The sequence below is a fragment of the Arthrobacter sp. I3 genome, from assembly GCF_000520575.1.
GTDB classification, from domain to species: Bacteria; Actinomycetota; Actinomycetes; order Actinomycetales; family Micrococcaceae; genus Arthrobacter; species Arthrobacter humicola_A.
Window position 1 is genome coordinate 144744 of sequence record NZ_KI914916.1, and the last position, 11228, is coordinate 155971.

At 64.6% G+C, this 11228-nt stretch carries 11 protein-coding genes; 4 read left to right on the forward strand and 7 right to left on the reverse strand.

Features of this window, described 5'->3' with window-relative positions; translation table 11 throughout:
* The 3 genes from Y706_RS29175 to umuD form a co-directional block, all read right to left on the reverse strand.
* The coding region (locus Y706_RS29175) for a hypothetical protein (RefSeq protein ID WP_043435529.1) at positions 1-278 on the reverse strand (278 nt) is incomplete at its 3' end.
* A 370-nt stretch (positions 279-648) separates the two neighbouring features.
* Entirely contained in the window at positions 649-1947 is a 1299-nt protein-coding gene (locus Y706_RS0108740) for a Y-family DNA polymerase (protein WP_028276307.1), read from the reverse strand.
* Between the two features lie 8 nt (positions 1948-1955).
* Positions 1956-2387 (reverse strand): LexA family protein, encoded by a 432-nt coding sequence (gene umuD, locus Y706_RS0108745; RefSeq protein WP_026266320.1) that lies wholly within the window; start codon positions 2385-2387, stop codon positions 1956-1958.
* A 559-nt stretch (positions 2388-2946) separates the two neighbouring features.
* On the opposite strand from umuD, the gene Y706_RS0108750 reads away from it, so the two are divergent.
* The gene (locus Y706_RS0108750) at positions 2947-3477 is read left to right on the forward strand and encodes a hypothetical protein (protein WP_216699120.1); all 531 of its coding nucleotides are present in this window, start codon (positions 2947-2949) and stop codon (positions 3475-3477) included.
* 225 nt (positions 3478-3702) lie between these two features.
* On the forward strand, positions 3703-4518 hold the full coding sequence (locus Y706_RS24445; protein ID WP_028276309.1) for a DUF5808 domain-containing protein: 816 nt from the start codon (positions 3703-3705) through the stop codon (positions 4516-4518).
* Between the two features lie 153 nt (positions 4519-4671).
* Here Y706_RS24445 and Y706_RS0108765 read toward each other — a convergent pair whose 3' ends face one another.
* Both Y706_RS0108765 and Y706_RS24450 read right to left on the reverse strand, forming a co-directional pair.
* Positions 4672-5262 (reverse strand): dihydrofolate reductase family protein, encoded by a 591-nt coding sequence (locus Y706_RS0108765; protein ID WP_028276310.1) that lies wholly within the window; start codon positions 5260-5262, stop codon positions 4672-4674.
* Positions 5263-5392: 130 nt separating this feature from the next.
* Complete coding sequence (locus tag Y706_RS24450; protein ID WP_043435534.1) at positions 5393-5785, reverse strand: VOC family protein; 393 nt, start codon at positions 5783-5785, stop codon at positions 5393-5395.
* A gap of 259 nt (positions 5786-6044) precedes the next feature.
* Here Y706_RS24450 and Y706_RS24455 point away from each other — a divergent pair, with 259 nt between their 5' ends.
* Positions 6045-7976, forward strand: coding sequence for a glycoside hydrolase family 15 protein (locus tag Y706_RS24455; protein ID WP_253906732.1), 1932 nt, complete (start codon positions 6045-6047; stop codon positions 7974-7976).
* Between the two features lie 464 nt (positions 7977-8440).
* Here Y706_RS24455 and Y706_RS28715 read toward each other — a convergent pair whose 3' ends face one another.
* A complete protein-coding gene (locus tag Y706_RS28715) occupies positions 8441-8851 on the reverse strand; it encodes an META domain-containing protein (RefSeq protein WP_253906733.1) in 411 nt (136 codons plus the stop codon).
* A 379-nt stretch (positions 8852-9230) separates the two neighbouring features.
* Complete coding sequence (locus tag Y706_RS24460) at positions 9231-9629, reverse strand: hypothetical protein (protein ID WP_043435538.1); 399 nt, start codon at positions 9627-9629, stop codon at positions 9231-9233.
* Positions 9630-9959: 330 nt separating this feature from the next.
* On the opposite strand from Y706_RS24460, the gene Y706_RS0108790 reads away from it, so the two are divergent.
* Complete coding sequence (locus tag Y706_RS0108790) at positions 9960-11057, forward strand: ATP-binding protein (protein ID WP_028276312.1); 1098 nt, start codon at positions 9960-9962, stop codon at positions 11055-11057.
* Positions 11058-11228: the final 171 nt, after the last annotated feature.

Below are 11228 nucleotides of genomic sequence, written 5' to 3' on the forward strand. Positions count from 1 at the left end.
ATCCAGGCCGTGAAGTAGTTGTGCGGAACCTTCAGTTCTATGGCGCGCTGGAAAAGGTCGACGACGGTCGGGTGGAGGTGGCCGCCGGCGACGAATTGGAATCCAGGGCAGAAGGTGCCGTCGTCGATGAAGACGCGGACGAGCTGCTGCATTACAGGGTCGGGGTCGTCCATCAGTTCGGCGAGGCGGCGGCGGACCTGTTCCAGGGCGGGCAGCGTGAATTCTGCCCTGATCCCCGCCCAGGTCTGGTCGTTGATCGGCTGACTTTTCAGTGACACCGTTGCCTAGCCGCCGTCGCTGATGTCGTCAAGGAGCCACTGGACGGAGCGCGGGTTCCGGCGCAGCGTGAAGGTGCGCAGCGCTGAATTGGCCCCCAGCCGGGCCTCGACGCGCCAGTATTCGGTACCGGCCGGGTTGGCGCCGCCAGCGGCGGCCGTGCTCGGGTGCCCCGTCCGGCGTCACCGCCGATCCAGTGCCGGGGTTCGGTGGCCGGATCGACAAGCCAGATCCGTCCGTCGTGCCGGATGGCAAGGGGCTTGCCTGCCGGGTCGAGCCGGACTTGAAGGTCAAGGGTTCGTGCGGGGTTTTCGGTGCTGAGGGTCATGGGGGTGGTCTTTCGTGGTGCGGTGCTGCGCGGGCGTGTTGGCGTTAGGCGGCTTTGACGAGGGGGAGTTCGTCCCAGTGGGTGGTGTAGCGGGGGGAGAGCATGTCCCGTTTCATGGTCCAGTCCGGTCCGCCGCGTATGCCGGCGTGGCCGAGGCCGATGGAGCCGCGCCCGTATCGGCGGGTCACATCTTCCAGGAGGGCTCCGATGTGGCATTCCTCGTGCGGATTTTGGAACAGGGCCAGCGGTGCCTGGTTGCCGGTGGGCCGCAGGTCGGTGACCATGATGCCGGCCCGGGCGTATTTGATGCCTTCCTGGATGTGGGGCAGGAGGGCGTGGGCGGCGCGGGTGAGCAGGACGGGATCGGCGGTGGGCATGGGCAGCGGCACGCACACCGAGGGGTAGGAGGTGTCGTTCGGGTTGAAGTGCGAGGTGCCGGCGAAGGCGGTGAGGACTTTGGCCTGGAGGCTGTGTTTGGCCAGCCGCGCTGAAGCCTGCTGGCCGTAGACGGACAGGACCTGCCGCATCCCGGCCGCGGTGGTGATGGGGGTGGCGAAGGAGCGCGAGAAGATGAGCTGGTCCCGGCCGATCCGTTCTTCCTCCATCGGGATGCACGGGGTGCCCTGCAGTTCCAGGACGGTGCGCATCATGACCACGGAGAAGCGGTCCCGGATCATCACCGGGTCGGCCCGGGACAGGTCAAGGATGGACTGGAGACCTAAGGCGTTGAGGCGTTTGGTCAGCCGCGTCGCGACGCCCCAGATTTCGATCACAGACAGCCGGCCCATGAGCGCTTCCCGGGCGGCGGCGGGCACAGAGTCCCAGTGGCAGACCCCGTCGAAGGCCGGGTTGTGCTTGGCCCATTTGTTGGCCAATTTCGCCAGGGTCTTGGTCCCGGCGATCCCGACGCAGACCGGAACCCCGACGTTGCGCTTCACGGCTGCCTTCATGGTCTGGCCCAGGACCAGCAGGTCCTCCGGCGCGCCTTTGACGCCCAGGAAGGCCTCGTCGATGCTGTAAACCTCCAACCAGGCGCTGTAGCGGCCCAGCAGTTCCATCACCCGGGCGCTGATGTCCCCGTAAAGCTCGTAATTGCTCGAGAGGGCAACAAGTCCCCACTCCTTGGCCCGCGGGGCGAGCTTGAACCATGGTTCACCGAGGCCGATCCCGAGAGCCTTGGCTTCGGCGGACCGGGTGACGGCGCAGCCGTCGTTGTTGGACAGGACGACGACGGGCCGGCCTTCGAGGGACGGGTCGAATGCCCGCTCGGCCGAGGCGTAGAAGCAGTTCACATCCACGTGAGCGATCTGCGGCATCCGCCGCATCGGGGAGGGTTTAGACATGGTGTGCCTCAAACATGGTGCAGGCACCGGGTCGCGACGCCCCAGATGACCAGATCCGACAGGGACGGAACCCGGATGTCCGGGTAGGCCGGATTCTCTGCCTGCAGCACGACGCCGGCGGCCGTGATCCGCAGCCGCTTGATGGTCAACTCTCCGTCCAGGACGGCGATGACCACGGACCCGTCCTTGGGTTCCAGGGCGCGGTTGACGATCAGTTCATCGCCGTCGCTGATGCCGGCGCGTTCCATCGAGTCTCCGGAGACCCGTACGACGTAGGTGCTGGTGATGTCCTTGATCAGATGCTCGTTCAGGTCAATCCGCCCATCAAAGTAATCCTGGGCCGGCGAGGGGTACCCGGCCGCGACGGGGACCGGAGAGATCAGCACCGACAGCAACGACATTCCCGCGTCTATCACGCGGGGACCGACAACAACGCCCACAACACACCCGTATTCGAATATATGTTCGATAGGTTCAGTGTAGCCGGATGGACCGACAAACGTTGCTCTTTGCCGTATTACGGCTAACGCATGGTTGGCGCCATCTGGCGGTGCATGAGGCTCCTCGGACTGCCGTCCGGGTCCACTGTCACCGCGGACTCCTCAGGACTCTCCCGCGTCTAATGGAGAAAAGTTACGGCTGAAGGGGGCTGGTTGCTTCTGAGTTGGGCCGGTGTGTCCGACGCTAGACTCCGGTTATGACAATGGGGGAGAACCGGACCAAGAGTGGGAGCCAGAGGCGCCTGGTTTGGATTCTTGTCACTGCACTGCTGCTGGTGGGGCTCGCCACCCGCCAGGGGATGCGTGACCCTAACCCTGTGATCCAAAGGTGCAAAGACGCTGGCGGAACGTGGATCGGCGCAGAATTCAGCCCCAACCCTTACTGTGCTCTGGGTTAGCATGCGCCCAGGGCGGGCCGATTTGGGGACAACGCAACATGAGACGTAGGGAGATTTGGGGTTCAGCCCTGCTCATTTTTGCTGCCGCCATCTACACGTGGGTGACCTTCTACTTCTCGGCACATCCGTTGGCTCCCGATGGTCAGCGGCTCATTTTCTTCTGGGGGATTGACGGGGATGCCATAGTTGGCCTGACCTACCTGGTCGGCGGCTTAGTCGGCTGCGCCGGGCTTCTTCTCCTGGTTCCGTCGCTGATTCGCAGGGTCTCCCTCCGCTGGCTTCGAGTGATCACAGGGTGGGCGACAGCCGTTGCCGGCATGGCCGCAGCCCCGTTCGTAGGGCTTTTTCTGCTGGTCTCGTTGATCCTCTGCTTCGGGACTACCGTCCGTGAAGTAGCCCCGGACGGGCGCTCGATCATCGTCACCCAGGATCAATTTGATGGCGACGTAGTCCATATCTACTCGGAATTCGATGCCTTCCACTACCGGTGGTACAGGGAAGCGCCAGAGCTCTCCGGTCCGCGGACCATCAGCAGCGAGAACTGCCGCCTCGAAACTTCCGGGGAAGCGCTTGTACTTAGCTGCGGCGCCGGCACGGTGACGATCCATTCCGACCAGCGCCCCGCTGGCTGACAAAAGCACCGATAAGCCGCCGAGGGTTCCCTTCCGGGGGATCTCCGTTCCCTTTCGGAGAGCCATTCGTTCAAAAGCTACTCCGCAAGTTGCCGATAGACTCTGCGTAAATGCCCGGCTGCGCCGGCAGCGCCGGGCTCGCCGGCTCCGATATTTGTTCTATAGCTTCCAGACCTGCCGGTGCGTGCTCGCTTCATTCGACACCAAACAGCCCGGGGGAGTGCCATGACTGCTGCCATCGCCGTGAGCTCCTTGTTGTCGGCGCTGCTGCTCGCTCTTGCCCTCGTGCTGCCCTCGATCACCAGTCCGACTGTGCCGTTCGGAGTCCGGGTACCGGTGCAGCGTGCCGACGACCCGACGGTAGCCAGCCAGACCCGTATCTACCGACGGCGGGTAGCCTCCTGCGGGATCGCCGCCGCCGTAGTCCCGTCGATGCCCGACGCGCTCGCGGTCCACCACGGCGCGAACGGCGCGCCGAACCGGCTGGCGGCCAAGTCGGTGGTCTCCGCGTTCTCTCTGGTGTTCGTGCAAATCGGTGTGACCGGGCTGCTCGTGGGTATCGCGGCGGCCATTTTCCACAGCCGGCCCGACCTCGACCCGGCCCGCCCGCTGGCCTCGGCGCGCTGGTACCGGCAGTACATGTCGCTGGGCGTCAAAGCGCTCCTCGGGCTGGTCCCGATGATCGACGTGGGGATGCTGGGCTCGTCGCTGTTGATGTGGACCGGGACGGTCACGCCGTGGGCGGGACTGGTGGTCGCGCTCCCGATCCTGGCCGCCGTCGTGGTTGCCATCGTGGTCCTGGCCAGGAACAACCGCGAGCGGGATGAGGGTGAAAGGGACACGGGGCTGACCCACCGGGACGACGACAAGTACTGGCGCGGTGGCCTGGTCTATATCAACCGCGAAGACCACGCGCTGATGGTTCCGCGACGGTTCGGACTGGGGTGGACGCTCAACTTCGGCAACCCTAGGTCCGCGATGCTTCTGGCTGGCGTGTTCGCGCAGATCGGAGTGGTGATCACCTTCCGTTTTGGCAGCTGAGCCCCACCGACCGGGACATCAGCCGGCACGTGGTGGATGATGAACTCCTCCGCCACTTGAACGGGCAGTTCCGGACGATGGGAGCATTCATGTTCGGGCGCGGCGCCAGCGCCGAAGCGTCCGCCGAGTGACGTCCGACTAAGGGTCGGCCTGTCAGTGGATTACCCGATAGCGCACGTGGGTGACGAGGCTGGAACCGCTCACGTCCGTCGGCTCAAGCATCAGGTCCGTCACGCCGTCCAGCAGCCGCTCGCCCGCGCCCAGGACTATGGGCGCAATGTGAAGCCGCAGCTCGTCGATCAGCCCCGCCGAAAGGAATTGCCGGGCGGTCTGCGCTCCTCCGGCTATGGCCACGTCCTTGCTCCCAGCGGCCTTCCGCGCCTGGGCCAGCGCCGATTCGATCCCATCGGCCAAGAAGTTGAACGTTGTGCCGCCCTCCATTTCCAGGGGCTCGCGGGGGTGATGGGTGAGAACGAAGACGGGTGCGTGATAGGGCGGTTCCTCACCCCACCATCCCCGCCACTGCTCATCCCATGCCCCGGGACCGGCGTACATGTTCCGGCCCATGATGTAGGCGCCGGCGGCGAGGATGCCTTCGAGCTCGGCTGCGTTGGACTCGGCTTCTTCGAACATCCACGTGTGGAGCAGTTCTCCGTTCTCGCCCAGGGGTTCCGTGAAGCTTTGGTTCGAACCGGCAATGAATCCGTCGAGGGAGATGGTCAGATCGCACGTGACTCGGCTCATGCGCCCATCATGTCACCACTCGGCGGGGCCCTGACAAGGCCTATGGCGCGGGCGTGCTAACCGGTCTGGAGCTGGAGGGTCAGCCGATCCGCTCGGCCAGGGACACGATAATCCCCTCCGGGCCGCGCACCTAGGCCATGCGCCAGATGTTCTCGTACTGGCCGATGTCGCCGACCAGCCCGTAGCCGTCCGCGGCCAGCCGGTCGACGACCGCCTGGAGGTCGTCGACCTCGAAGGCCACATTGCGCAGCCCCAACTCATTGGCCATCGCCGCGGGCGATCCAAGCTGGTGGTCGGGCCGGACAAAGGTCGAGAGCTCCAGCCGGGTACCTCCGTCGGGCGGCCGCAGCATGACGATCTCGGTACGGGAGCCGGGGATGCCGATGACCGTGTCGAGGAACTCGCCCTCGACGAACATCGGCGTGCCTTCTACTTCAAGACCCAGACCGACGAAGAACGCCGTCACCTCGTTGAGATCGGCAACGGTGATACCAACATGATCGAAACGCAGTACCTGTGACATGAGATCCATCCTGCGCCGTTCATCTTGTCGATCCATCGACAATCCCAAGGATTGGCTGAGCGGGTCAACGCTATCCCGGGTCGAGGGGGCCTTCGAGCATGTAAGGAATTCAGGTTCAGCGCCTCGTTGGCCGGCGGACGTTCGAGATCTTAGCCGCCTCATCGCCGTCGTCCTCTGCGGTGCGGCACTGGCTGTTGGGGAGGAAATCGTCCAGGTTGCCGGGGTCCCGTTTCCGCCCTGAGGGGAACATACTGGGGTGGTGAGGATCGACGCCCGGTCAGGGGCAGAAGAGAGACGGCGGCCAGGGGCCGGCACGAGCCCGTATCCCCCGATCGCCGACTATGGGTTTTTGTCTGACTGTGAGGCCAACTGCTTGATTGCATCGAGCGGGCAGGTCGAGTGGATGTGCGTCCCGCGTCACGACTCACCGAGTGTGTTCTCGACTATCCTCGACCGCGCCGCGGGTGGCTTCAAGGTGGCGCCGTACGGCGTTCGGGAGCCCACTGCGCGCCGCTATCTACCCGGCAGCTTGATCCTGGAGACCACCTGGCAGACCAGGACGGGCTGGCTGATCGTGAGGGATGCCCTGGTGATGGGTCCGTGGCACCACACCGACGAGAGGGCCCGCCGGTACCGCCGCCCGCCGACGAACTACGAGGCCGAGCATTGCCTGCTTCGCACCGTCCGGTGCGTCAACGGTGCGGTTGAGCTGTCCGTGCTGTGCGAGCCGGTCTTCGGCTACGGCCAGCGCCGGGCACGGTGGGAGTTCTCCAGCCCCGGATACGGAGAGGCCGTGACCGTCAGCGGCGACGAGGGGGATCCGGTGCTGCGTCTGACTACCGACCGCCGGCTGGGCATCGAGGACTCCATCGTGGCCATCCGCAGCCGGATGACCGAGGGCGAGCAGGCTTTTATCGCGCTCTCCTGGGGGTCGCTGCCCCCGCCGCGGACGTGGGAAGAAGCCACGCGCAAGCAGTGGCAGACCACTGAGTTCTGGCGGCAATGGATCACCGGGGGCGAGTTCCCCGACCACCCGTGGCGGGAGCAGCTGCAGCGCAGCGCGCTGACGTTGAAGGGCCTCACCTACGCGCCGACTGGGGCTCTGGTCGCGGCGCCCACCACCTCGCTGCCCGAGACGCCCGGGGGAGAGCGGAACTGGGACTACCGGTACACGTGGGTGCGCGATTCCACGTTCGCGCTCTGGGCCCTCTACACCCTCGGCCTGGACCGGGAAGCCGACGACTTCTTCGCTTTCATCCGCGACGTCGCTGCCGAAGACGACCTGCAGATCATGTACGGCATCGACGGTGCAAGGGACCTTCCCGAGGTTACTGTCGAGGGACTCGGCGGCTACGACAGCGCCCGCCCCGTCCGGATCGGCAACGCTGCCGCCCACCAGCGCCAGCTTGACGTCTGGGGCACGATGCTGGACTCCGTCTACCTCCACGCCAAATCCCGTGACCAGCTTCCCGAGCCGCTCTGGCCCGTCCTGCTCCGCCAGGTCGAGCAAGCTGCGGCCCACTGGCGGGACCCCGACCACGGCATCTGGGAGGTCCGTGGGGAACCGAAGCCCTTCACCTCCTCAAAGCTCATGTGCTGGGTCGCCCTGGATCGCGGTGCCCGGCTGGCACGCCTGCACGGTCAGGCTGATTACGCCCGGAAATGGGACGCCATCGCCACGGAGATTCATGAGGACATCTGCCGCAATGGCGTCGACGACCGAGGCGTGTTTGTCCAGTCCTACGGCACCACGAACCTCGATGCCTCGCTTCTCCTTGTTCCGCTCGTCCGATTCCTGCCCGCCAACGATCCACGCGTGCGCGCCACGGTCTTGGCCATCGCCGATGAACTCACCCGGGACGGACTCGTCCTGCGATACCGCCCCGAACAGACCGACGACGGTCTCACCGGCGACGAAGGGACCTTCACGACCTGCTCGTTCTGGCTTGTCTCCGCCCTGGTCGAGATCGGAGAGGTGGTACGCGCCAAGGCACTGTGCGAACGACTGCTGTCCCTTGCCAGTCCCTTGGGCCTCTACGCTGAGGAGCTGGATCCGTTGAGCGGCCGTCACCTCGGCAACTTCCCACAGGCCTTCACCCACCTGGCCCTCATCAACGCGCTCGTGCACCTCATCCGCGCCGAAGAAACCAACCGCGCGGCGCAGTTCGCCCCGGCCCACCGCACGCCTTGATACGCAGACGAAGGTCAAGGTACGGATTGCCACGCGGGGCGCAAGCTTCCACCAGGCAAGGAGCCCGTGGGGAGTGACGTGCAGGAATCCGAGCCCTCGGCTTCCTGGCTGGACCTGCCCGAGAATGGCTGGGGGCGCCCATCGGCTGGGCAGCCGGCCTGGACAACTTGCGCCGCCGCCCGTCCTCGGACCCAGGCAGGACAATCACCGGTCACACCGAGCGCGGGGGCAAGCAACAACCCTTCGAGGAACCGTTCACCGCTGCCGACCGGCAGGGGAGCGGGGCTGACAGGACCGGGAGCGATCCAGGGGAGTCCGCCCGGCCGTGAACCCGGCAGCCCAATGGCAGCCGTGCTGGGAGCCTCCCGTGGATTCGGCGCCTATCCGGCAGCTCAATTGTCGCCGTCGGGGGCGTGCAGGGAAGCGGACCACCCCGGGACGTCCGCAATGTTCTCAAACCGTGGTTACTCAGCTTGGAAGCTGAGCGTATTTGTCCCGCTCGTCCAGGTCAAAGTGTCCTGCGTATAGGTCATTGAAATGGGACGTTTCAATAATTCGTGAAGCCAAGCTTGATGTTCACCGGCAGCGCCGATGCAGCCGCTGGCGCCAGTGGCGATTTTTTCGATGGTAAGGGTGTTTCCAGCAATTGTGGCTGGCCCGCTGATGGGGGAGCAGTCCGTTCTCATGGCCAGCTGCAGAGTATCTTCGACGGAGGCCAGCCGCACCGTGATCGTCCCGGCCGCCGCCCACCGCAGCGCCTTGCCGTTCGATGTTGCAGCGACGCTGCTGTAGGTGGCGCAAGGCGCTGCAGGCAGGAAAGCTGCGCACGTTTCCTGCGGCGCGCCGGAGGTGGCCGGGACGGGGCTGTTGCTCACGGAACTGGTCGGGGCACCCGGCGATGTTGCGGCGGTACCGGAAGCTGTGGGGGTAGATGCTGCTGATCCCGGCACTCCTGATGGGGTGGCTGCACATGATGTCATGAGCAATGCCGCCGCCAGGACGGAAATCACCATTCGCAGGCGCCAGACGCGATCCATGTTCCCCCTTGAGAATGAACGCTGAACCGAGCATAGGCGTCAAGGCCCGGTTTGTCTTTGGCTACCTGGGAGGGCACGTCACCGGGTCTTAATCTGCAGATACTGCCATGGAATCACTGCTACTTGACATAATGTTGATTATCGGCGTTTGAATCATATGCGGAGAGAGGCCTTGGACAGGGCCTTGAGACGGAGGAAAGTCGGTCGAAATGTTGCGCTAAGAGGCGGCACCTTCGCCACCGTGCTCTGAACTCTTTGCGCGAGGGAAGAAAGTCCGAACCGGCAGTAAGAGCCCGGTCAGCGAAAGGGCGATGAAGACGACCTGGTGGATATGGTCAGTACCCGGCGGAAGCTGACCAATCAGGTGGGCGGCCCAGAACAGCGGGTAGAACCAAAGCGCGTACCACGCCCACCGTTCGACTTGCCGATATGGCACGAGCACGAGAAGGCCGCCAAAAAGTCCCAGTCCGAACGTAGCGAGACCGTTCGCCCGATACAGCCCCACGTCTGCGCCCATCGGAACGGCAGCGACAATCGCGCCGAATACCAGGAGGCCCGCACTGACGATTCCGAGGCAGATCCGGCCGATCAGTAAGGGCCACTTTCTCTCATGCACGAGGTCAGCCTAATTGCCGCGGGTCAGTGCTCGCGATCAGTCGTTGTGTTTAGCCGTGCTGGTTACGCCCGTTCACAGCGCGGCTCCGAGGCCTCACTCAGCCTCCTGCGGGTCCACGGCAGCAAAGCCAGCGCCCCGACTAGGTCAGCGGCAAACAGGCAATCCGGCCACTTCTTCCTTAGGGCGCTAACGCCCTACTACGCCCTACTCCCCCCGCCGGCTCTTACTCAGGCCGCTTAGCCGCGGCTGCTGGCCGGATGTCAAGGGTGGTAAACTGGCCGAGTTTCACCACTTTCACCACTTTCACCTACTTACACCCTGGAGGTCCCGGTGCGGAACCCCTTCAAGCCCACCGCCGGAGCCACGCCGCCGGACCTGATTGGGCGGGCCGGGCTCTTGGACGAATTCGAGTACGGACTGCAGCAAGGCTCGGGAGCACCCGGGCTTTTGACCATCATCACCGGATCCAGAGGCATCGGCAAGACAGTCATGCTGAGCGCCGCAGAACGGATCGCGGGGACTCACGGCTGGGCCGTAATCTCCCGAACAGCAAACCCCGGTTTCCTCGCCGGAATCGGCGACGACATGCTGCGGCTGGTCGAGGAACTCGGCGACGGGCCCCCGACCCGGAAAATCACGGCATTCTCGGCGGCAGGGTTCGGACTAACAACCCAGCTCCCCCCGGAACGGAGTGCCGATTGGCGACGGACCGGGAACGAACTTCTGCGGCTGTTGGACGCAAAAGGTACAGGACTCGTTATCACCATCGACGAGATACATGCGGTCGACCGCACAGAAATATCCCAACTGGCCGCTGAAGTGCAGCACTTCATCCGCGACGGACTGCCCATCGGCCTCATCTTCGCCGGCCTGCCATCCGCAGTCTCCGACCTCCTCAACGAGGGGGTGGCGACCTTCCTGCGACGCGCTGACAGGATCAATCTCCACGAGGCAGCCATCGCCGAAGTCACCGCGTCCTACAGCGAGCTCTTCAGTGAGGGAGGAATAGACGTCTCCCCCGGCCTCGTCAGTGAGGCCGCGGAGGCTACCGAGGGCTACCCCTTCCTTATTCAGCTTGTGGGCTATTACCTCTGGCTGGAGGCGGGAAAGGCCTGCTGGAAACTGGATGAGAGCAGCGTGCACAGCGCCATCAGCGCCGCTCAAAGACGAAACACATTAGTAGTCGTCGAGTCAGCACTATCGGATATCTCGGACAAGGACCGTGAGTTCCTCGACGCCATGGCCCTTCAGGATGGACCATCCGCAGCGGGCCTGATCGGAAACATCATGACGGCCAAGCCCAACGTGGTGTCCAAGTACAGAAAGAGACTCATCGCCGCGGGCCTGATCGAGTCAGCAGGCTACGGCAAAGTGGACTTCGCAATCCCCGGACTCCGCCAATACCTCCGTGAAACAGCGTCGGCCTGAAGCAGTGACGGAACGTCAGCGGAGCTCCTCGACCAGCCCGATGATGATCCCGGCGTGGCCGCGGACGTAGCAGTAACGGTAGATCTCCCCAAGCTCTGCCACCTCCCCCACGAGTTCGGCGCCGGGGGCGCGCAGACGCTCGAGGACGGCGTCGACAGAATCGACGGAGGT

Coding starts and splice junctions, on each gene's coding strand:
- Y706_RS0108740 (WP_028276307.1), bottom strand. CDS start 1,947: ATGTCTAAACCCTCCCCGATGCGGCGGATGCCGCAGATCGCTCACGTG.
- Y706_RS24445 (WP_028276309.1), top strand. CDS start 3,703: ATGACTGCTGCCATCGCCGTGAGCTCCTTGTTGTCGGCGCTGCTGCTC.
- Y706_RS0108765 (WP_028276310.1), bottom strand. CDS start 5,262: ATGAGCCGAGTCACGTGCGATCTGACCATCTCCCTCGACGGATTCATT.
- Y706_RS24450 (WP_043435534.1), bottom strand. CDS start 5,785: ATGTCACAGGTACTGCGTTTCGATCATGTTGGTATCACCGTTGCCGAT.